Here is a 21,995-nt window from a genome sequence, read left to right as displayed (position 1 = left end):
AGTCTATCAGAACTTGCCTACACGTAAGAGATATTTGCGCTGAACTAAGTTTCAGCAATGCCTGCAAATTTCTCACGCAATTTATCTAGAGCGCGTTTGTAACGCATTTTTGTCGCACTCAAACCCATGTGCATGATGTCTGCGATCTCCTGAAACTCCAGCTCTGCGACAAATCGTAGCACCAGAATTTCGCGGTCAATCGGATTCACATACACCAGCCAGCGATCAAGCCCACCCTTCTCCTCCGGCTTCGGCGCCTTTTCTTCAGACGCTTCTTCAAGAGGGTCCAGACTGAGAGCGTCCATCAAGCGACGCTTACGCCGTTCCTTCCGATACTGCGTGATGCATTCGTTGTAAGTGATGCTGTAAAGCCAGGTTTTGAACTTCGATTTCCCCTCGAAGTTCTTCAGGCCGTACAGCACCTTCAGCATCACTTCCTGACAGACATCGTCTGCGTCGCGATCGTTCCCAAGATATCTCGCGCAGACGTTAAATAATGTTCGCTGGTAACGCCGCATCAACTCTTCGTAGGCGCGCGTTACGTGAAACAGCTCGGTATGCGAGCGCGCGACCAACTCCTCATCAGAGAGCTCGCGGGGGTCGTAGCGCGTGGATAGCGGTTGGGCTTTATTCAAAACAAGTCGTGCCGACAGTCAGGTCAATGTCCGCCACAACCAGCCTCGGCTGGCATTTTGCGGCGGCATACATTAGCAGGGTTTGCCGGTTTAGCGGCTACTCACATGCTGTTCCAGCAGGATCCGATTGGAGAGAGAGACTAGCTCACCCTCATCGGTCAGCAATGTGGTTTTAACCGTGCCGATCTCTTCGATCTGGCCTTCGACCTCGCCAACACGCACTTGTTGCCCAACCTCGTACAGCTCACGCACATAGATTCCCGCAAGAATCTGACCGGCGATTTCCCGGCTTCCCAACCCCATGGCCAGCGCAACTGCCAGACCAACGGTAATCAATACGATGACAATCACATGGTTCAGCAGGTCAGTCTTGACCTCGAGCTGGCTGATCGCAACCGAGATGCTGATGATGATCACCAGTCCCTGAGCAATGCGTCCCAGCCCGGAAGCGTAGTCCAGGCCTACGCCTTCTGCCGCCCCGCGCACCAGTCCGTTGGCCAATTGCGCCAGCAGGACACCGACCAGCAGCACCAGTGCGGCGCCGAAAACCTTCGGCAGATACAACGCCAGCATGTCCAGCGTAGCTGAAACTCGCTCAAGGCCAAGGGATTCTGCCGCGGAAACCAGAAAAATCAGCAGAACGAACCAGTAGACGATTTTACCGATCAGTGTCGAAATTGGCACCTGCAGCCCGGCGCGTGACATCAATTTGGTCAGTCCGGTGCCGCCCATCAGGCGATCGAGGCCGAGTTTGGCGAGCAATTTCGAGAGCAAGGTGTCGAGCAGTTTGGCCACGACGAAACCCAGCAGCAGCACAACCAGTGCGCCGAACAGGTTCGGAATGAAATTAGCGACTTTGGTCCACAACGCAGTCATTGCAGTGACGAGGCTCTGAGTCCAGAGATCAAGTTCCATATTCAATCAGCCTTATCAGCAGTGCGAGCAGTGGTTTTACGAAGACGGGAAACCGGCGAGACATGCGCCGAGCCATTGTTCAGGGCGATCATCAGCGCGGGCAGCCAGCGGCCCAGCAGGCTGAACAGATCGCCGGCGCCGACCTGGCGGTTGGCGGTTTTGAGTACGCGGCCCAGGCACGCATCGTCGTCGCGGCTGGACGGCGAAGCGTTGAGCATGTCGCGCAAAGACTGTTCAAACGGATCGTGCATACGCACCTCTCGTGATGTCTGTGAAAGACGCGGGCAGATTTGCTCGGGTCACATGCGTCATCTTCACACCCAGCGCAAACGGCGGAACAACCACCACTGGCCGAACGCCAGGGCGAGTACCGTCAGACAGGCAATCAGGAAACCATACGGGCTCTCGGCAAACGGAATACCGCCGACATTGATACCGAGCAGACCGGTAATGAAACTCATCGGCAAAAAGATGCAGGTGATGATGCCGAAGCGGTACATGGTGCGATTCATGCGCACGCTCAAGCGCCGGTCTTCGGCCTCCAGCACAAGCCCCACGCGCTCTCGGGTCAATTCAAGCTCTTCCAGATAACGGGTCAGGCTGTTGTTCAATTCGTTCCAGTAGTCGGCGTCGTCTTCGACAAACCACGGCAGTTTTATCCGCGTCAGCTGTCCGAAAATATCCCGCTGCGGTGCGAGAAAACGCTTCAGCCCGGCCGCTCTGCGACGGATGTGCAAAATGGCCCCATGCTCAGGGGTATACCGTTCGTCGGCGTCGAGTTTTTCTTCCTCTTCATCGACCACTTCCGACAGGCAGGTGACCAGATCCTGCACTTTATTCGTGAGGAACTGCGCCAGATACAACATCAATTCGGAGGACGTTTTCGGGCCTTTGCCCTCGCCGAGCAACGCCAGCAGCTCATCGGTGGCGCGCAACGGGCGCAAACGCAGGGAAATCACGCGTTGGGCAGCAGCGAAAATCCGCACCGAGACCATGTCTTCCGGCTCGGCGCCGGGATTGAGATTCACCCCGCGCAGAAACAGCAGCAGCTCGGAATCGGGCAATGGCAACAGCCGCGGCCGGGTATTTTCTTCCAGCAGCAGATCGCAGGTGAATTCGTTGAGCCCGCTGGACCTGCGCAACCAGGTTTGCGTTTGCGGATGGCTGCGATCCCAGTGCAGCCACAGGCTCTCATGGGCCTGCAGTTGCAAATCGTCGAGCTCAGACCGGCCTATCGAACGCGCACCGCCCTTGCCATCCAGCACCAGGGCATGCACCAGCCCCCATTGCGCGTTTTCTTCCTCGAACATCCGCATCCCTTGTCGAAAAGCTTATTCAGGCATTTTCAGCGGGCTCGGCGATACGATCACGCCGTTGTTGTCCGCATAAATGTACTGGCCCGGGTGAAACGTCACGCCGGCGAAAGTCACCGCAACGTTGAGGTCGCCAATGCCGCGCTTGTCGGTTTTCATCGGATGGCTGGCCAGCGCCTGCACGCCGAGATCGGTCTGGGCGATGACGTCGACATCACGGATGCAACCGTAGATCACCAGCCCTTCCCAACCGTTCTGCGCGGCCTTGGCGGCAATCATGTCGCCCAGCAGAGCGCGGCGCAGCGAACCGCCGCCATCAACGACGAGCACTTTGCCTTTGCCGTTGAGTTCGGCCTGCTCCTTGACCAGCGAGTTGTCTTCGAAGCACTTGATGGTCACGATTTCGCCGCCGAAGGAATCACGGCCGCCGAAATTGCTGAACATCGGTTCCAGCACCTGCACCAGCTCCGGGTAGGCGTCGCACAGATCGGGCGTAAGGTAATGTTCCATCGAAAAACTCCTGTAACAAGGAAGACGATCAAGGATGCCGCATGCTGATAAGACGAGTTCCGGCGGTCGCTGTTTACCTTAGCCCATGCCATCGTCGCTGAGCGAAGCTGAACCTGAGCTGAAACGTTATCGCTAAACCACCACGAAATATGACCGGAACCGCACAATGCGTCATATCTTAGCCGCAAGCCAGGCTTAACGGAACGCCCCTCACACCGCAGCGGCCATACCCGCTGTCTGAGCCAGCAATGGCGTCTGCTGATCGTTCAACCAGCGCGCCACCAGTGGCCACACTTCCGTCTGCGCCGCTTTGCTCACCAGCATTTCGACATGGCCGAAATTATCCGAGAAGCCCTGCTCACGCCCCAGATTGATGAACTGCTTGCACTCCGAGCCGATCTGCTCGAACAGCTTGCGGCAGGCCCACGGCGGATCCTGATGATCGCCCGCGGCCGTCACGGCCAGCACCGGCACCTGAACCTCGGCGAGCCCGGCCCACCAATCCTTGTCCTTGTCGCCAAAGCGGCCGAACAAGCCGTACCAGCGCATGCTTTCGATGGCCAGACCGATCGGCTCATCTTCCGGGCCACGTTTGAGGCGTGAGCCGGACAATTGCGCGAAGCGCTTGAGAATAAAGCGCCCGCCCCACTCCACCGGTGGAATCTTCAGTGGCCAATAGGTACGGCTGACCTGCGTACCGAAAAACGCCGCCGAGGCCACTGCCGGTTCCCCGAGGTATTCGCCACCGAGTGCAGCCGCCAAAGTGATGCCACCCAGAGAGTGGCCGATCCAGTGCGGGATCTGTCCGCTCTGCTCGCGAACGAACGCGGCAATCGCTGGCAGATCATAGCGCGCGTAATCGGCAACGCGGTTGCGTCGGTAGTCCTCATTGCGCTGGGACAGGCCGTGACCGCGCATTTCCGGAATCCACACGTCGAAGCCCAGTCGCGTCAGATACGCGCCAAGCCCGAGGCCTTTGGGGGAAAACCAGAAACGCCGATTGGAAAAACTGCCGTGCAACAGGATCACCGGCACGCCGCGTGGCGCCGAGTCATCGGCCATGCCCAGGCGGGTGACAGCGATCTCCACGGACCAGTCCGGGCTGTTGCCGGGTTTCAATCGATAGACGTCTTCGCTCAGATCGCCGCGCCGCTCGGCGCTGATCAGTGCGACAGGAAACAGGTTGCTGCTGCTTTGCATAATGCTCTTGCACAAAAAAGGGCGGCATCCGGAGACCCCGCCCTGTTTGAATCTCAAAGTCCGGCCCATGTGGGAGCGAGCTTGCTCGCGAAGGCGCTGTATCAGTCAACACCCATAGTGAATGTTGCTCCGTCTTCGCGAGCAAGCTCGCTCCCACAGGGGGCGCGGGCCGATTACATACTGCTTAAGCCTGACCTTCGGCGAGGAAGAACCAGGTTTCCAGCACGGTGTCCGGGTTCAGCGACACGCTTTCGATGCCTTGCTCCATCAGCCACTTGGCCAGATCCGGGTGGTCCGATGGACCCTGACCGCAGATGCCGATGTACTTGCCGGCCTTGTTGCACGCCTGAATGGCGTTGGCCAACAGTTTCTTGACCGCCGGATTACGCTCGTCGAACAAGTGGGCGATGATCCCCGAGTCGCGATCCAGACCCAAAGTGAGCTGCGTCAGGTCGTTGGAGCCGATCGAGAAACCGTCGAAGAATTCGAGGAATTCCTCGGCCAGAATCGCGTTGGATGGCAGTTCGCACATCATGATCACGCGCAGACCGTTTTCGCCGCGCTTCAAGCCGTTTTCGGCGAGCAGATCGACCACCTGGCTGGCTTCGCCGAGAGTCCGGACGAACGGCACCATGATTTCCACATTGGTCAGGCCCATCTCGTTGCGCACACGCTTCAGCGCGCGGCATTCGAGTTCGAAGCAGTCGCGGAACGATTCGCTGATGTAACGCGAAGCGCCACGGAAGCCCAGCATCGGGTTTTCTTCTTCCGGCTCGTAGAGCTTGCCGCCGATCAGGTTGGCGTATTCGTTGGACTTGAAGTCCGACAAGCGCACGATGACTTTTTTCGGCGTGAACGCAGCAGCCAGGGTGCTGATGCCTTCCACCAGTTTGTCGACGTAGAAGTCGACGGGGTCGCTGTAACCGGCAATACGCTTGTCGACGCTGTCCTTGATGTCCTGCGGCAGACCGTCGTAGTTCAACAGCGCTTTCGGGTGCACGCCGATCATGCGGTTGATGATGAATTCCAGACGCGCCAGACCGACGCCGGCGTTCGGCAACTGCGCGAAGTCAAAAGCGCGATCCGGGTTGCCGACGTTCATCATGATCTTGAACGGCAGCTCCGGCATGGCGTCGACGGAGTTCTTCTTGATGTCGAAACCGAGTTCGCCTTCGAAGATGTAACCGGTATCGCCTTCCGCGCAGGACACGGTCACGCCCTGGCCATCCTTCAGCAACTGGGTGGCGTTGCCGCAACCGACCACGGCCGGAATGCCCAGCTCACGGGCGATGATCGCCGCGTGGCAGGTACGCCCGCCACGGTTGGTGACGATGGCGCTGGCGCGCTTCATTACCGGTTCCCAGTCCGGGTCGGTCATGTCGGAGACCAGCACGTCGCCCGGCTGGACTTTGTCCATCTCGGAAACGTCTTTGATGATCCGCACTTTGCCGGCGCCGATGCGCTGACCGATCGCGCGACCTTCCACCAGCACAGTGCCGGTTTCCTTCAACAGGTAACGTTCCATGACGTTGGCCTGGGTGCGGCTTTTCACGGTTTCCGGACGCGCTTGCACGATGTACAGCTTGCCGTCGTCACCGTCCTTGGCCCACTCGATGTCCATCGGGCAGCCGTAGTGTTTCTCGATGATCATCGCCTGCTTGGCCAGCTCGCTGACTTCGGCGTCGGTCAGGCAGAAACGCGCGCGCTCGGCCTTGTCGACATCGACAGTCTTGACCGAACGACCGGCCTTGGCCTCGTCGCCGTAGATCATCTTGATCGCTTTGCTGCCCAGGTTGCGCCGCAGGATCGCCGGACGACCAGCCTCCAGCGTGCCTTTGTGTACGTAGAACTCATCCGGGTTGACCGCGCCTTGTACGACGGTTTCGCCCAGGCCGTAAGCGCCGGTGATGAACACCACGTCACGGAAACCCGATTCGGTATCGAGGGTGAACATCACGCCGGCAGTGCCGGTTTCCGAACGCACCATGCGCTGCACGCCAGCCGACAGGGCGACCAGTTTGTGATCGAAGCCTTGGTGCACGCGGTAGGAAATCGCCCGGTCGTTGAACAACGAGGCGAATACCTCTTTGGCGGCGCGGATTACGTTTTCCACACCACGGATGTTCAGGAAGGTTTCCTGCTGACCGGCGAAAGATGCGTCCGGCAGGTCTTCGGCGGTGGCGGAGGAACGCACGGCCACGGCCACGTCAGGGTTGCCGGCCGACAGCGCGGCGAACGCGGTGCGGATCTCGGTGTTGAGCTTTTCAGGGAATTCGGCGTCCATGATCCATTGGCGGATCTGCGCGCCGGTCTTGGCCAGGGCATTGACGTCGTCGACGTCGAGCGCGTCGAGGGCCTTGTGGATCTGATCGTTCAGGCCGCTCAGTTCGAGGAAGTCACGATAGGCCTGAGCCGTCGTGGCGAAGCCGCCGGGGACCGAAACACCGGCGCCTGCCAGGTTACTGATCATCTCGCCCAGGGATGCGTTCTTGCCCCCCACATGCTCAACATCGTGTTTGCCGAGCTTATCGAGGGAAACTACGTACTCTACCAAGGTGATCTCTCCACTAACTGTGTTGGAAAAGCTCAGAAACCGGCGGCCCGGGGGAGCCTCGGCCGGTTGTATGGCCTGGACCTGGAAAATAAGTGAGAATGCGGGCCAACGGCGGCCGGCAAATCGCGCCTATCATATCCAAGAATGTTCATTAGTCTAAGGCCCAAGGTGCAAATGAAACGATCTGCTTTCTTCATCTCCGATGGCACCGGCATTACCGCCGAAACCCTGGGTCAAAGCCTGCTGGCGCAGTTCGAAAACATTACCTTCAGCAAATTCACGCGGCCCTACATCGACAGCGTGGAAAAAGCGCGGGCCATGGTACAACAAATCAACAAAGCCGCTGAAACCGACGGCTTCCGGCCGATCATCTTCGACACCATCGTCAATCAGGACATCCGTGAGATTCTCGCAACGTCGAATGGTTTCATGATCGACATTTTCTCGACCTTCCTCGCGCCGCTCGAACAGGAGCTCACCGAGCACTCTTCCTACACCGTCGGCAAGTCCCACTCCATCGGGCACAACTCCAATTACATGGAGCGCATCGAGGCGGTGAACTTCGCCCTCGACAACGATGACGGCGCGCGCACCCACTATTACGACAAAGCCGATCTGATACTAGTGGGCGTGTCGCGATGCGGCAAAACGCCGACGTGTCTGTACATGGCCATGCAGTTCGGCATCCGCGCGGCCAACTATCCGCTGACCGAAGACGACATGGAGCGCCTGACCCTGCCGACCGCCCTGCGCGCCCACCAGCACAAGCTGTTCGGCCTGACCATCGATCCTGATCGCCTCACCGCGATCCGCAATGAGCGCAAGCCCAACAGCCGCTATTCGAGCTACGCCCAGTGCGAATTCGAAGTGCGTGAGGTGGAGAATCTGTTCCGCCGCGAGAACATTCCGCACATCAATTCCACGCATTTTTCCGTGGAAGAGATTTCGGCGAAGATTCTCGTGGAGAAAGGGGTTGAGCGGCGGTTCAAGTAGTTATGCGGTGCCTGATCTGGCGCCTTCGCGAGCAGGCTCGCTCCCACAGTGGATCTGCATCGTAACGACTGTGGGAGCGAGCTTGCTCGCGAAGAACGATAACGCGATCTGTCAGAGCACAAACAGGTCGATGAATCGATTCACCGGCGTAGCCTCCAGTCGCGCCTGATCCTCGCACAGCGCAAAAATCTCAGCGCAACACTGGCCAGCGAAACGCGTGGCGAGGTTGGCCTTGAACTTGTCTTCCAGCAGCGGAATGCCTTCGGCGCGACGGCGGCGATGGCCGATCGGGTACTCCACCAAGACGTTCTCGGTGCTGCTGCCATCCTTGAAAAACACCTGCACGGCATTGGCAATCGAGCGCTTGTCGGACTCGAGGTATTCGCGGGTGAAGCGCGGTTCTTCGACGATGACCATTTTCTCGCGCAACACATCAATGATCGGGTGCGCCTTGTGGAAGTCGTCTTCGTAGTGCTCGGCCACCAGATTGCCAAATGCCAGCGGCACGGCGGTCATGTATTGCAGACAATGATCGCGGTCGGCAGCGTTGGCCAGCGGGCCGACCTTGGAAATGATGCGGATCGCCGATTCGTGGGTGGTAATGACGATGCGGTCGATCTCGTGCAGGCGATTGCGCACCTGCGGATGCAAGGTCACCGCCGCTTCGCACGCGGTTTGCGCGTGGAATTCGGCGGGAAAACTGATCTTGAACAGCACGTTTTCCATTACGTAACTGCCGAACGGTCGGGAAAAGCTGAAAGCGCGTTTGTCCTCGGGCTTGAGCGCCAGATCGTTGTTGGTGTGGCTGAACGACACGTCATAGAAGCCCCATTGCTTCGCGCTCAATACACCGGGAATGCCCATCTCGCCGCGCATGGCGATGTCGGCCAGACGCACCCCGCGACTCGCCGCATCCCCCGCCGCCCAGGATTTTCGCGAGCCGGCGTTCGGTGCGTGGCGATAGGTACGCAGCGCCTGACCGTCGGCGAAGGCATGGGACAGCGCCGATAGCATCTGCTCACGGTTAGCACCCATCAGTCTGGCGCTGACCGCAGTCGAGGCGATTTTCACCAGAATGACGTGATCGAGTCCTACGCGGTTGAAGGAGTTCTCCAGCGCGATCACACCTTGAATCTCGTGGGCCATGATCATCGCTTCCAGCACGTCGCGAATCGTCAGCGGCGCTTCACCGTTGGCCACGCGTTTCTGCGACAGGTGATCGGCAACGGCGAGAATGGCGCCGAGGTTATCCGATGGATGGCCCCATTCGGCGGCAAGCCAGGTGTCGTTGTAGTCGAGCCAACGGACGATGCAGCCGATGTCCCATGCGGCTTTGACCGGGTCGAGGCGATAAGGGGTACCTGGCACTCGTGCACCGAACGGTACAACCGTGCCTTCGACGATCGGGCCGAGGTGTTTCGTGCATTCAGGGAAACGCAGGGCCAGCAGACCGCAGCCCAGCGTGTCCATCAGGCAGTTGCGCGCGGTATTCAGCGCCTCGGCGGATTCTGGCTTGAAGGTGAGGACGTAATCGGCGATGTCCTGCAGGACACGGTCGTAGTCGGGACGGTTGTTCAGGTCGACGTTGGCGCTCATGGTGATTCTCCTGTTCGGGGAAATGAGTGGTTGGGTCTTCCTCAAGGGCTTGGCTGTTTTAGGGGTGGTTGTTGTCTGTTTTTTTGTGTCGTGTCAGGGGGTAGCCCCTCACCCTAGCCCTCTCCCGAGGGAGAGGGGACCGATTGGGGGATGCTGTAGGGGTTCACCGACCTGAAAGTCCATCGCTGAATCCATAATCGCCTCGGTCTTTCAGGTCGATGTACCACGCAAGACACCTCGGTCGGCCCCCTCTCCCTCCGGGAGAGGGCTGGGGTGAGGGTAAAATGTCGAGTCAGAACGAGTCAGCGGGCACGCGCACATACCCTTCCATCAACACCCGCGCACTGCGGCTCATGATGGCTTTCTTCACCACCCACTCGCCGTTTTCCAGCGTCGCCTCAGCGCCCACGCGCAACGTTCCCGACGGATGGCCGAAACGCACGGCGTTGCGCTCAGCCCCACCAGCAGCAAGATTCACCAACGTGCCGGAAATCGCCGCCGCCGTGCCGATCGCCACCGCCGCCGTGCCCATCATCGCGTGATGCAGTTTGCCCATCGACAACGCGCGCACCAGCAGGTCCACATCACCAGCAGCAATCGCTTTGCCACTCGACGCGACGTAATCCGCAGGTTTGGCGACAAACGCGACTTTCGGCGTGTGCTGCCGTTTCGCCGCTTCTTCCAGGTTCGAGATCAGGCCCATACGCAACGCACCGTAGGCACGAATCGTCTCGAACATCAGCAACGCTTTCGGATCGCCATTGATCGCGCCTTGCAGTTCGGTGCCGGTGTAGCCGATGTCTTCGGCGTTGACAAATATCGTCGGGATCCCGGCATTGATCATGGTCGCCTTGAACGTGCCGACACCCGGCACCTCCAGCTCATCGACCAGATTACCGGTGGGGAACATCGAGCCGCCGCCACCCTCTTCTTCCGCCGCCGGATCCATGAATTCAACCTGCACTTCGGCCGCCGGAAAGGTCACGCCGTCGAGTTCGAAATCACCGGTTTCCTGCACTTCGCCGTTGGTGATCGGCACGTGGGCGATGATGGTCTTGCCGATGTTGGCCTGCCACACGCGCACCACCGCCACGCCGTTGTGCGGAATGCGGCTGGCGTCAACCAGACCGTTGCTGATGGCGAACGAACCGACCGCCGCCGAGAGGTTGCCGCAGTTGCCGCTCCAGTCGACGAACGGCTTGTCGATCGACACTTGGCCGAACAGGTAATCGACGTCGTGATCGGCGCGGGTGCTCTTCGACAGGATTACGGTTTTGCTGGTACTGGACGTCGCGCCGCCCATGCCGTCGATTTGCTTGTCGTACGGGTCGGGACTGCCGATCACCCGCAGCAGCAGCGCATCGCGTGCCGGGCCAGGAACCTGCGCGGCTTCGGGCAGATCGGTCAGACTGAAGAACACGCCTTTGCTGGTGCCGCCGCGCATGTAGGTGGCTGGGATTTTAATCTGTGGTGCGTGAGCCATGATTGCTCCTTTGAAGCGGCCAAGGGACTGATCACCCATTGGCCGCTGAACCTGTTTAAACGGCTACCGCCGACCCTTCGAGAAAGTCCTGAGCGAAGCGCTGCAGCACGCCGCCCGCCTCGTAGATCGACACTTCTTCAGCGGTATCGAGACGGCAGGTCACCGGCACTTCCACACGCTCGCCATTCTTGCGATGAATCACCAGCGTCAGATCCGCGCGCGGCTTGCGTTCACCGATCACGTCATAGGTTTCGCTACCATCAATGGCCAGGGTGTGGCGGTTGGTGCCGGGTTTGAATTCCAGCGGCAACACACCCATGCCCACCAGGTTGGTGCGGTGAATGCGCTCGAACCCTTCAGCGGCAATCGCCTCGACACCGGCAAGGCGCACGCCTTTGGCCGCCCAATCACGGGACGAACCCTGACCGTAGTCGGCACCGGCAATGATGATCAGCGGCTGCTTGCGCTGCATGTAGGTTTCGATGGCTTCCCACATGCGCATGACCTGGCCTTCCGGCTCGACGCGGGCCAGCGAACCCTGTTTGACCTTGCCGTTTTCCACGACCATTTCGTTGAACAGTTTCGGGTTGGCGAACGTCGCGCGCTGGGCGGTCAGGTGGTCGCCACGGTGGGTGGCGTAGGAGTTGAAGTCCTCCTCCGGCAAGCCCATTTTCGCCAGGTATTCGCCGGCGGCGCTGTCGAGCATGATCGCGTTGGACGGCGACAGGTGATCGGTGGTGATGTTGTCCGGCAGCACCGCCAGCGGGCGCATGCCTTTCAATGGACGGGCGCCGGCCAGTGCGCCTTCCCAGTACGGCGGACGGCGGATGTAGGTGCTCATCTCGCGCCAGTCGTACAGCGGCGCGACTTTCGGCCCGGTGTCTTCATGCACGGCGAACATCGGAATGTAGACCTGTCGGAACTGCTCGGGCTTGACCGACGACTTCACCACCGCATCGATTTCTTCGTCGCTCGGCCAGATGTCTTTCAGGCGGATTTCCCGACCATCCACCACGCCCAGCACATCCTTTTCGATATCGAAACGGATGGTCCCGGCGATCGCATAAGCGACTACCAGCGGCGGCGAGGCGAGAAACGCCTGCTTGGCGTACGGGTGAATGCGCCCGTCAAAGTTGCGGTTGCCAGACAACACGGCGGTCGCATACAGATCGCGGTCGATGATCTCTTGCTGGATCAGCGGATCGAGGGCGCCGGACATGCCATTGCAGGTGGTGCAGGCAAACGCGACGACGCCGAAACCGAGCTGTTCCAGCTCAGTGATCAGCCCCGCTTCGTCGAGGTACAGCGCGACGGTTTTCGAACCCGGCGCCAGCGAGGATTTCACCCACGGCTTGCGGGTCAGGCCGAGCTTGTTGGCGTTGCGCGCCAAGAGGCCAGCGGCGATGACGTTGCGCGGGTTGCTGGTGTTGGTGCAACTGGTGATGGCGGCGATGATCACCGCGCCGTCGGGCATTTGCCCCGGCACGTCATCCCACTGGCCGGAGATGCCTTTGGCCGCCAGATCCGATACCGCGACGCGAGCGTGCGGGTTGCTCGGGCCAGCCATGTTGCGCACCACCGAAGACAGGTCGAAGGTCAGGCCACGCTCGTATTGCGCGCCTTTCAGACTGTCGGCCCACAGACCGGTCAATCTGGCGTATTGCTCGACCAGTTGAACCTGCTGATCTTCACGGCCGGTCAGCTTCAGGTAATCGATGGTTTGCTGATCGATATAGAACATCGCCGCCGTGGCGCCGTACTCCGGGGCCATATTGGAGATGGTCGCGCGATCGCCGAGGGTCAGCGCCGCTGCACCTTCGCCGAAGAACTCCAGCCAGGCGCCGACGACTTTCTGCTTGCGCAGATATTCGGTCAGGGCCAGGACCATGTCGGTGGCGGTGATGCCCGGTTGCAGCTTGCCTGTCAGTTCGACGCCGACGCTTTCCGGCAGGCGCATCCACGACGCGCGGCCGAGCATCACGCTCTCGGCTTCGAGGCCGCCGACGCCGATGGCGATCACGCCCAGCGCATCGACGTGCGGGGTATGGCTGTCGGTGCCGACGCAAGTGTCCGGGAACGCCACGCCTTCGCGCACCTGAATCACCGGCGACATTTTCTCCAGGTTGATCTGGTGCATGATGCCGTTGCCCGGCGGGATCACGTCGACGTTCTTGAAGGCCTTTTTGGTCCAGTTGATGAAGTGGAAACGGTCTTCGTTGCGGCGATCTTCAATGGCGCGGTTTTTCTCGAACGCCTGGGCATCGAAACCGCCCGCCTCGACGGCCAGCGAGTGGTCGACGATCAATTGCGTCGGCACCACCGGGTTGACCTGCGCCGGGTCACCGCCCTGCAAAGCGATGGCGTCACGCAGACCGGCGAGGTCGACCAGCGCGGTCTGGCCGAGGATGTCATGGCAGACCACCCGCGCCGGGAACCACGGGAAATCGAGGTCGCGCTTGCGTTCGATCAGTTGCTTGAGCGAGTCGGTGAGCGTGGCCGGGTCGCAGCGACGCACAAGGTTTTCCGCCAGCACGCGGGAGGTGTACGGCAGGGTGTCGTAGCTGCCGGGCGCAATCGCCTCGACCGCCGCGCGGGTGTCGAAGTAATCCAGCGGCGTGCCGGGCAGGTTCTTGCGGAATTCTGTGTTCATCGGGTCAGGACTCGGGTCACGGTGATTTCAAGTGATGGGCGTTACACCGACCTCAAGGGTCACACCGCCCCGTGTAGGAGCTGCCGAAGGCTGCGATCTTTTGATCTTGCTTCTGGAAAATCAAAGTCAAAAGATCGCAGCCTTCGGCAGCTCCTACAGGGGGTCTGCGGTGTACTCGGGTCAGCCCACCATTCAGCGACGTTCGATTGGCACGAACTTGCGCTGTTCGACGCCGACATACTCGGCGCTCGGACGGATGATGCGGTTGTTGGCGCGTTGTTCGAACACGTGCGCGGCCCAGCCGGTCAGGCGCGAGCAGACGAAAATCGGCGTGAACAGCTTGGTCGGGATGCCCATGAAATGGTACGCCGAGGCATGGTAGAAGTCGGCATTCGGGAACAGTTTCTTCTGCTCCCACATGGTCTTGTCGATGGCCTCCGATACCGGGAACAACACCTTGTCGCCGACCTCGTCAGCGAGTTTTTTCGCCCAGCCCTTGATCACCTCGTTGCGCGGATCGCTGTCCTTATAGATCGCGTGGCCGAAGCCCATGATCTTGTCCTTGCGCTCGAGCATGCCGAGGGTGCCTTTGATCGCCTCTTCTGGCGACGAGAAGCGCTCGATCATTTCCATCGCCGCTTCGTTGGCGCCGCCGTGCAACGGCCCACGCAGCGAACCGATGGCCGCCGTCACGCACGAAAACAAATCCGACAGCGTCGAAGCGCAAACACGCGCGGTGAAGGTTGAGGCGTTGAATTCGTGCTCGGCGTAGAGGATCAGCGACACGTTCATGACTTTGACGTGCAGTTCGCTCGGTTTCTTGCCGTGCAGCAAATGCAGGAAGTGGCCGCCGATGGACGGCTCATCGCTGACGCAATCGATGCGTTTGCCGTCGTGGCTGAAGCGATACCAGTAGCACATGATCGCCGGGAACGCCGCGAGCAAGCGGTCGGTCTTGTCGCGCTGCTCGGAGAAGTCTTTCTCCGGCTCGATGTTGCCGAGGAACGAGCAACCAGTGCGCATGACGTCCATCGGATGCGCGTCGGCGGGAATGCGTTCGAGCACTTCTTTCAGCGCTTGCGGCAGATCGCGCAGCTTGCTCAGTTTGCTCTGGTAGTCGGCCAGTTGCGCTTTGGTCGGCAGTTCGCCGTACAGCAGCAGATAGGCGACTTCTTCAAATTGCGCGTCGGCGGCCAGTTCACGCACGTCGTAGCCGCGATAGGTCAGCCCGGCACCGGCCTGGCCCACGGTGGACAGTGCGGTCTGCCCGGCTACCTGACCCCGGAGTCCGGCGCCACTGAGTACTTTTGCTTCGGCCATCGCTATCTCCAATTTTTGAATTTGTTAGGGAATCTGCAATTACGGTGTTGTTCGCAAAAGATCGCAGCCTTCGGCAGCTCCTACATCGACCGCGTTCCTGTAGGAGCTGTCGAGTGAAACGAGGCTGCGATCTTTTGATCTTTCAATCATTTTTTCGCGGCAAACAATGCATCGAGCTTCTGCTCGAACGTGTGGTAATCGATACGATCGTAGAGCTCCATGCGAGTCTGCATGGTGTCGATGACATTCTGTTGCGTGCCATCGCGGCGGATCGCCGTGTAGACGTTTTCCGCTGCCTTGTTCATCGCGCGGAACGCCGACAGCGGGTAAAGCACCAGCGAGACGTCAGCGCCGGCCAGTTGCTCGGTGGTGTACAGCGGGGTCGCACCGAACTCGGTGATGTTGGCGAGGATCGGCGCTTTCACGCGGTTGGCGAACAGCTTGTACATGTCCAGCTCGGTAATCGCCTCAGGGAAAATCATGTCAGCGCCGGCCTCGATGCACGCCGCTGCCCGATCAAGTGCCGATTCCAGACCTTCCACCGCCAGCGCATCGGTTCGCGCCATGATCACGAAGCTGTCGTCGGTGCGTGCATCGACGGCGGCTTTGATGCGGTCGACCATTTCCTGCTGGCTGACGATTTCTTTATTAGGGCGATGGCCGCAGCGCTTGGCGCCGACCTGATCCTCGATGTGAATCGCCGCCGCGCCGAACTTGATCATTGACTTGACCGTGCGCGCGACGTTGAACGCCGACGAACCGAAACCGGTATCCACGTCTACCAGCAGCGGCAGGTCGCAGACATCGGTGATGCGGCGCACGTCGGTCAGCACATCATCCAGCCCGGTAATGCCCAGGTCCGGCACGCCAAGAGATCCCGCGGCCACACCGCCACCGGAGAGGTAGATCGCCTTGAAACCGGCGCGTTTGGCCAGCAGCGCGTGGTTGGCGTTGATCGCGCCGACCACTTGCAAAGGATGCTCGCTGGCGACCGCATCGCGGAAGCGCTGGCCCGGCGTGTTCAGGTTGGAACTCATGAGTCACCTCGTTCAGTGGCTGTCTGGTTGTGGGCGCCGTCCTCGTAGTGACGGGCGATGTTGCGTTTCGAGGCACCGATGTGGCGGCGCATCAACAATTCCGCGAGCTCGCCGTCACGGTCGGCGATGGCATCGAGAATGCGGTGGTGTTCGGCGAAGGCCTGGTGCGGGCGGTTCGGCGTGGTGGAAAACTGGATGCGGTACATGCGCACCAGTTGATACAGCTCGCCGCAGAGCATCTGCGTCAGCGTGCGATTGCCGCTACCCTGGATGATCCGGTAATGAAAGTCGAAATCGCCTTCCTGCTGGTAGTAACCGACGCCGGCCTGAAACGCCGCATCGCGCTCGTGGGTTTCCAGCACCCGGCGCAACTCGTCGATTTCCGCGACGCTCATGCGCTCGGCAGCGAGGCGGCAGGCCATGCCTTCGAGGGATTCGCGGATTTCGTAGAGTTCGATCAATTCGGCATGGCTGAGTGAGACCACCCGCGCCCCCACGTGCGGCACACGCACCAGCAGGCGCTGGCCTTCCAGACGGTGGATCGCCTCACGCAACGGCCCCCGGCTGATGCCATAGGTGCGCGCCAGCTCCGGCTCGGAAATCTTGCTGCCCGGAGCGATCTCGCCCTTTACGATGGCGGCCTGAATGCGTCGGAAGACGTTTTCCGACAGCGTCTCGGAATCTTCGCCGCTGATGACCGGGGGATCGAGCTGATCCAGCATGATTGTCGACACCTTCAAATCCAATGCGGCAAAAACTAGCTAATAAGGCCGCATCAGTCAAAGGATAAATAGGTATTGTCGACAATCGTCTAATAACCTCAGCCAATCGATCATTTATTACTGGGGGAGCGAGCCTGCTCGCGAAGGCGGCATATCAGTCGGTTTCTGCATTGAATGACACCAGCGCTTTCGCGAGCGGGCTCGCTCCCACAAGGGTGGCATCCCTTGCAGCTTATGGGTCGGCGCGAGCGCTGGCGCCATAAAACCACCGTGCTAGAATGCCGCCCGCATTTGCGGGTCTTTGTACGGCTTGCCATAAAAAGCTGCCAGGCACACGCAGGGGCTTGCGCACGGTTGTGCGGGCACCTGAACCGATAACGGAACGCTGCGCACCAGGATTTATGAGACTCAAGCCTTTCCCCACCTTTTTTGCTCTGTTTTGCCTGCCCGGCCTCGCCGCCGCGGGGGAAAAAACCGTGTACGGCCTCAACGAATACGCTTCGCTTGACGGCATCAATCTCGAAGTTGCGGCCAAACTCGATACCGGGGCGAAAACCGCCTCGCTGAGCGCCCGCGACATCAAACGCTTCAAACGCAACGGTGAATCCTGGGTACGTTTCTACCTGGCGATCGACGCCGCGCATTCGCACCCGATCGAACGGCCGCTCGCGCGGGTCAGCAAGATCAAGCGCCGCGCCGGCGACTACGACCCGGAAGAAGGCAAGCAGTACACCGCCCGTCCGGTGATCGAGCTGGATATCTGCATGGGTTCGGCATTACGCAGCATCGAAGTGAACCTCACCGACCGAAGTGCGTTCCAATACCCGCTTTTGATCGGCTCCGAGGCGCTGAAACGCTTCGACGCGCTGGTCGACCCCAGTCTTAAATACGCTGCCGGCAAACCTGCCTGCACCATCGCCGCTCATACCGCCGAGTAATTTCCATGCGTTCTCTAACCTTCCACCTGAAAATCCTGATCGCCGTGCTGGTGCTGCTGGGCGTTTCGGTTACGGCCTATCAGATTTTCGTGCTCGGCATCCCGGTGACCGAAGACGCCACCGACGACCTGTGGAACATCGACGCCAAGGTCGAATTCGTCGCCAGCACCAAGGATCCGGTGAAGATCCAGATGTTCGTGCCGCCGTTGAGCCGCGACTACGTCAGTCTCAACGAAAGCTTCATCTCCAATAACTACGGCGTCGCGGTCAACCGCGTCGACGGCAACCGCAAGGTGACCTGGTCGGCCCGTCGCGCCAAGGGCAACCAGACCTTGTATTACCGTCTGGTGCTGACCAAGCGGTACACCGCGGAAAAATCCAAGGTCAAAGGCCCGACCTTCCGTGACAGCATGGTCATCGAAGGCCCGGAAAAGATCGCCGCCGAAGCCCTGCTCGCGCCGATCCGCCAACATTCGGCCGACGTCGAAACCTTTATTGGCGAGGCGATCAAGCGCGTCAACAACGTCAACGACGACAATGTGAAGTTGCTGCTGGCCGGCGATCCGTCGACCTCGCACAAAGCCAAAATTGTTGAATTGCTGCTGTCGATTGCCCACGTTCCGGTAGAAAAAGTCCACACCATCCGCCTCGTTGCCGATCAGCCACAGACACCCGAGCTGTGGCTGCGCAGCTTCAACGGTAACGACTGGCTGTACTTCAATCCGGAGACCGGTGAGCAAGGCCTGCCAACCGACCGCCTGCTGTGGTGGACCGGCGACGAAAACCTGATCACCGTCGACGGCGGCAAGAAAGCCAACGTGACCTTCAGCCTGAACAACAGCGAGATGAACGCGATTCGTCTGGCCAAGCTGACCGACGAAAACACTGACGCCAACTTCCTCGATTACTCGCTGTACGGCCTGCCGCTGCAGACCCAGCAGACCTTCATGATCATGGTGATGATCCCGATCGGCGTGCTGGTGATCCTGATCCTGCGCAACCTGATCGGCCTGCAGACCCTGGGCACGTTCACCCCGGTGCTGATCGCCCTGGCCTTCCGCGAAACGCAACTGGGCTTCGGCATTCTGCTGTTCACGGTGATTACCGCGCTGGGCCTGTCATTGCGCTCTTATCTTGAGCATCTGAAACTGCAAATGCTGCCGCGCCTGTCAGTGGTACTGACGTTTGTCGTGGTGCTGATAGCGGCGATCAGTCTGTTCAGCCACAAGTTGGGGCTTGAGCGTGGCTTGTCGGTGGCGCTGTTCCCGATGGTGATTCTGACCATGACCATCGAGCGTCTGTCGATCACCTGGGAAGAACGCGGCGCCAACCACGCGCTGAAAGTCGCCATCGGTACGCTGTTCGCCGCCTCCCTGGCGCACCTGATCATGACCGTGCCGGAGCTGGTGTACTTCGTCTTCACCTTCCCGGCGATCCTGCTGATTCTGGTCGGCTTCATGCTGGCGATGGGTCGCTATCGCGGCTACCGCCTGACCGAACTGGTGCGTTTCAAGGCCTTCCTGAAGAAGGCTGACGCCTGATGTTCGGTTTCTGGAAGACCTGGAAGGCCCTCGAGGCGCGCGGCATCATGGGCATCAACCGCCGAAACGCGGACTACGTGCTCAAGTACAACAAGCGCAGCCTGTACCCGATCGTCGATGACAAGATCCTCACCAAGGAACGCGCCATTGCCGCCGGCATCCATGTGCCGGAGCTGTACGGAGTGATCTCCACCGAGAAGGAAATCGACAAGCTCGACGAGATCATCGGCGGGCGCAGCGACTTCGTGATCAAACCGGCCCAGGGCGCCGGCGGCGACGGCATCATCGTCATCGCCGACCGCTTCGAGGGCCGTTATCGCACCGTGTCGGGCAAGATCCTCGCCCACGAAGAGCTCGAACATCACATCTCGAGCATCCTCACCGGCCTGTACTCGCTGGGCGGCCACCGCGACCGCGCGCTGATCGAATACCGCGTGACCCCGGACCAGATCTTCAAAAGCATCAGCTACGAAGGCGTGCCGGACATCCGCATCATCGTGCTGATGGGTTACCCGGTGATGGCGATGCTTCGTTTGCCGACCCGCCAGTCCGGCGGCAAGGCCAACCTGCACCAGGGCGCCATTGGCGTTGGTGTGGATCTGGCCACCGGCCTTACGCTGCGTGGCACCTGGCTGAACAACATCATCACCAAACACCCCGACACCACCAACGCGGTGGACGGCGTGCAACTGCCCTACTGGGACGGTTTCATGAAACTCGCCGCCGGTTGCTACGAGCTGTGCGGGCTGGGTTATATCGGTGTGGACATGGTGCTCGATCAGGAGAAAGGTCCGCTGATTCTTGAACTGAATGCGCGGCCAGGGCTGAATATTCAGATCGCCAACGATTGCGGGCTGACCTTGCGTACCCACGCGGTTGAAGCGCGCCTGGAAGAGTTGAAGGCGCGTGGCGTGACGGAGTCCGTTGAAGAACGGGTGGCGTTTACTCAGGAAATGTTTGGGCATATTCCAGCCGTTGAGGGCTGATCCTCCACATTGATCGTTCCCACGCTCTGCGTGGGAATGCAGCCCGTGACGCTCCGCGTCACAGTGGACGCAGAGCGTCCATGGCGGCGTTACCACGCGGAGCGTGGGAACGATCAAAGAACCCGAGCTTCAACTCTGCCGCCCATCTGCCAATCGCCGACATCCCCTCTAGGAGCAATTCCCGCAGAGGACTACAATCCCCACCCCGCCTCAACGGCCGATCTGCCCCGCCCATGTTGACCTGTTCCGTACACCCGCTGCCCTACCGCGCCAATCCCGCCGACTATTTCGCGGCCATCCGCCACGCTCCCGGCGCCGTGCTGCTCGACAGCGGCCGGCCGAGCGCCGAACGCGGCCGTTATGACCTGCTCAGCGCCTGGCCGCTGGAACAACTGGCGGTACTGCCGGACGAAAGCGGTGCGCATTTCCTCCAGCGCATGCGCGACAACCTCAGCCGCTTGGGCGAAGCACAATTGCCTGCCGGGTACGAATTGCCGTTCGCCGGCGGACTGATCGGTTACCTGAGCTACGACTTCGGCCGGCATCTGGAGAACCTGCCGAGTCAGGCGCTGGATGACCTGCAACTGCCCGATGCGCGTTTTGGTCTTTATGACTGGGCATTGATTAGCGATCACCAGGCGCAAACCAGCCAATTGGTCTTTCATCCATCGCTTGCTGACAGTGAACGGCAGCGACTGGTCGCGCTGTTCACTCAGCCTCAAGTTGACGCGCTGGCGCCCTTCAAACTGAATGCGCCGATGGCCGCTGATCTCTCGGCTGACGATTACCGCCAGGCCTTCGAGCGCATTCAGAATTACATCCAGGCCGGCGATTGCTATCAGGTCAACTTCGCGCAACGCTTCCGCGCTGAATGTCAGGGCGACCCATGGCTGGCTTATTGCGCATTGCGCCTAGCCTGCCCGACACCGTTCTCCGGTTTCCAGAGCCTGCCCGACGGTGGCGCGGTGCTTAGCCTGTCGCCGGAACGCTTCGTCAGAGTCAGCCAGCGCCAGGTCGAAACCCGTCCGATCAAAGGCACCCGCCCCCGCGGCCTGACCCCAGCCGAAGACGCCGCCAACGCCACCGAACTGTTGGCCAGCCCCAAGGATCGCGCGGAAAACCTGATGATCGTCGACCTGCTGCGCAACGATCTCGGGCGCACCTGCCGCATCGGCTCGGTGCGCGTGCCGGAGCTGTTCAGTCTGGAGAGCTATCCGAATGTGCATCATCTGGTCAGCAGCGTGACCGGTGAATTGGCGGCAGAGCGTGATGCGCTGGATCTGATCGCCGGCAGCTTCCCCGGCGGGTCGATCACCGGCGCACCGAAGATTCGGGCGATGCAGATCATCGACGAGCTGGAGCCGACCCGGCGCGGTTTGTATTGCGGATCGTTGCTGTACCTGGACGTGCGCGGTGAGATGGACAGCTCCATCGCCATTCGCAGTCTGTTGGTCAAGGATGGCCAGGTATGCTGTTGGGGCGGCGGCGGGATCGTCGCCGATTCCGACTGGCAGGCGGAGTATCAGGAATCGATGACCAAAGTCAGAATCCTCTTGGAAACCCTGCAAAACCTCTGAGGAATGATCATCGTGTGGGAGCGAG

Annotated in this window: 18 protein-coding genes; 5 read left to right on the top strand and 13 right to left on the bottom strand. The window is 60.3% G+C overall.

The window, feature by feature from the left end; all coding sequences use genetic code 11:
- Positions 1-44: 44 nt before the first annotated feature.
- From sigX to ppsA, 7 genes are all read right to left on the bottom strand, one after another.
- Positions 45-635, bottom strand: coding sequence for an RNA polymerase sigma factor SigX (gene sigX, locus J2Y90_RS14795; RefSeq protein ID WP_016773832.1), 591 nt, complete (start codon positions 633-635; stop codon positions 45-47).
- 90 nt (positions 636-725) lie between these two features.
- Entirely contained in the window at positions 726-1,550 is an 825-nt protein-coding gene (locus tag J2Y90_RS14790; RefSeq protein ID WP_016773831.1) for a mechanosensitive ion channel family protein, read from the bottom strand.
- A gap of 2 nt (positions 1,551-1,552) precedes the next feature.
- Complete coding sequence (locus J2Y90_RS14785) at positions 1,553-1,801, bottom strand: hypothetical protein (protein ID WP_003223293.1); 249 nt, start codon at positions 1,799-1,801, stop codon at positions 1,553-1,555.
- Between the two features lie 63 nt (positions 1,802-1,864).
- On the bottom strand, positions 1,865-2,860 hold the full coding sequence (locus J2Y90_RS14780; protein WP_253500623.1) for a zinc transporter ZntB: 996 nt from the start codon (positions 2,858-2,860) through the stop codon (positions 1,865-1,867).
- A 21-nt stretch (positions 2,861-2,881) separates the two neighbouring features.
- A complete protein-coding gene (gene rraA / locus J2Y90_RS14775) occupies positions 2,882-3,373 on the bottom strand; it encodes a ribonuclease E activity regulator RraA (RefSeq protein ID WP_253500622.1) in 492 nt (163 codons plus the stop codon).
- 210 nt (positions 3,374-3,583) lie between these two features.
- On the bottom strand, positions 3,584-4,573 hold the full coding sequence (locus J2Y90_RS14770) for an alpha/beta fold hydrolase (RefSeq protein WP_253500621.1): 990 nt from the start codon (positions 4,571-4,573) through the stop codon (positions 3,584-3,586).
- A 184-nt stretch (positions 4,574-4,757) separates the two neighbouring features.
- Positions 4,758-7,127, bottom strand: coding sequence for a phosphoenolpyruvate synthase (gene ppsA, locus J2Y90_RS14765; protein ID WP_253500620.1), 2,370 nt, complete (start codon positions 7,125-7,127; stop codon positions 4,758-4,760).
- Between the two features lie 174 nt (positions 7,128-7,301).
- On the opposite strand from ppsA, the gene ppsR reads away from it, so the two are divergent.
- Positions 7,302-8,120 carry a posphoenolpyruvate synthetase regulatory kinase/phosphorylase PpsR gene (ppsR, locus tag J2Y90_RS14760; protein WP_016773826.1) on the top strand — a complete coding sequence of 273 codons (819 nt, stop codon included), beginning with the start codon at positions 7,302-7,304 and terminating at the stop codon, positions 8,118-8,120.
- Between the two features lie 111 nt (positions 8,121-8,231).
- Here ppsR and prpD read toward each other — a convergent pair whose 3' ends face one another.
- The 6 genes from prpD to J2Y90_RS14730 form a co-directional block, all read right to left on the bottom strand.
- Entirely contained in the window at positions 8,232-9,716 is a 1,485-nt protein-coding gene (prpD, locus tag J2Y90_RS14755) for a 2-methylcitrate dehydratase (protein WP_253500619.1), read from the bottom strand.
- 292 nt (positions 9,717-10,008) lie between these two features.
- Entirely contained in the window at positions 10,009-11,199 is a 1,191-nt protein-coding gene (prpF, locus tag J2Y90_RS14750) for a 2-methylaconitate cis-trans isomerase PrpF (RefSeq protein ID WP_253500618.1), read from the bottom strand.
- Between the two features lie 55 nt (positions 11,200-11,254).
- Positions 11,255-13,849: a Fe/S-dependent 2-methylisocitrate dehydratase AcnD gene (gene acnD, locus J2Y90_RS14745; protein WP_253500617.1), complete on the bottom strand. Its 2,595-nt coding sequence runs from the start codon at positions 13,847-13,849 to the stop codon at positions 11,255-11,257.
- Positions 13,850-14,041: 192 nt separating this feature from the next.
- Positions 14,042-15,169 carry a bifunctional 2-methylcitrate synthase/citrate synthase gene (gene prpC / locus J2Y90_RS14740; RefSeq protein ID WP_253500616.1) on the bottom strand — a complete coding sequence of 376 codons (1,128 nt, stop codon included), beginning with the start codon at positions 15,167-15,169 and terminating at the stop codon, positions 14,042-14,044.
- Positions 15,170-15,315: 146 nt separating this feature from the next.
- Positions 15,316-16,206, bottom strand: coding sequence for a methylisocitrate lyase (prpB, locus tag J2Y90_RS14735; protein ID WP_042608455.1), 891 nt, complete (start codon positions 16,204-16,206; stop codon positions 15,316-15,318).
- Positions 16,203-16,925, bottom strand: a complete 723-nt coding sequence (locus J2Y90_RS14730; RefSeq protein WP_253505169.1) for a GntR family transcriptional regulator — start codon at positions 16,923-16,925, stop codon at positions 16,203-16,205. Before J2Y90_RS14730 ends, prpB begins: the two co-directional genes overlap by 4 nt.
- A gap of 404 nt (positions 16,926-17,329) precedes the next feature.
- Here J2Y90_RS14730 and J2Y90_RS14725 point away from each other — a divergent pair, with 404 nt between their 5' ends.
- The 4 genes from J2Y90_RS14725 (at position 17,330) to pabB (ending at position 21,970) form a co-directional block, all read left to right on the top strand.
- Positions 17,330-17,866 carry an ATP-dependent zinc protease family protein gene (locus tag J2Y90_RS14725; RefSeq protein WP_039762988.1) on the top strand — a complete coding sequence of 179 codons (537 nt, stop codon included), beginning with the start codon at positions 17,330-17,332 and terminating at the stop codon, positions 17,864-17,866.
- Positions 17,867-17,871: 5 nt separating this feature from the next.
- Positions 17,872-19,407 (top strand): inactive transglutaminase family protein, encoded by a 1,536-nt coding sequence (locus tag J2Y90_RS14720; RefSeq protein ID WP_116659146.1) that lies wholly within the window; start codon positions 17,872-17,874, stop codon positions 19,405-19,407.
- Positions 19,407-20,393 (top strand): alpha-L-glutamate ligase-like protein, encoded by a 987-nt coding sequence (locus tag J2Y90_RS14715; protein WP_056784132.1) that lies wholly within the window; start codon positions 19,407-19,409, stop codon positions 20,391-20,393. The genes J2Y90_RS14720 and J2Y90_RS14715 overlap by 1 nt, the downstream gene beginning before the upstream one ends.
- A 233-nt stretch (positions 20,394-20,626) precedes the next feature.
- Positions 20,627-21,970, top strand: coding sequence for an aminodeoxychorismate synthase component I (gene pabB / locus J2Y90_RS14710; protein WP_253500615.1), 1,344 nt, complete (start codon positions 20,627-20,629; stop codon positions 21,968-21,970).
- Positions 21,971-21,995 lie beyond the last annotated feature (25 nt).

The sequence above is a fragment of the Pseudomonas koreensis genome, from assembly GCF_024169245.1.
GTDB classification, from domain to species: Bacteria; Pseudomonadota; Gammaproteobacteria; order Pseudomonadales; family Pseudomonadaceae; genus Aquipseudomonas; species Aquipseudomonas koreensis_F.
Note: the sequence above shows the minus strand (reverse complement) of the source record. Positions and strands in the feature narration are given on the sequence as shown.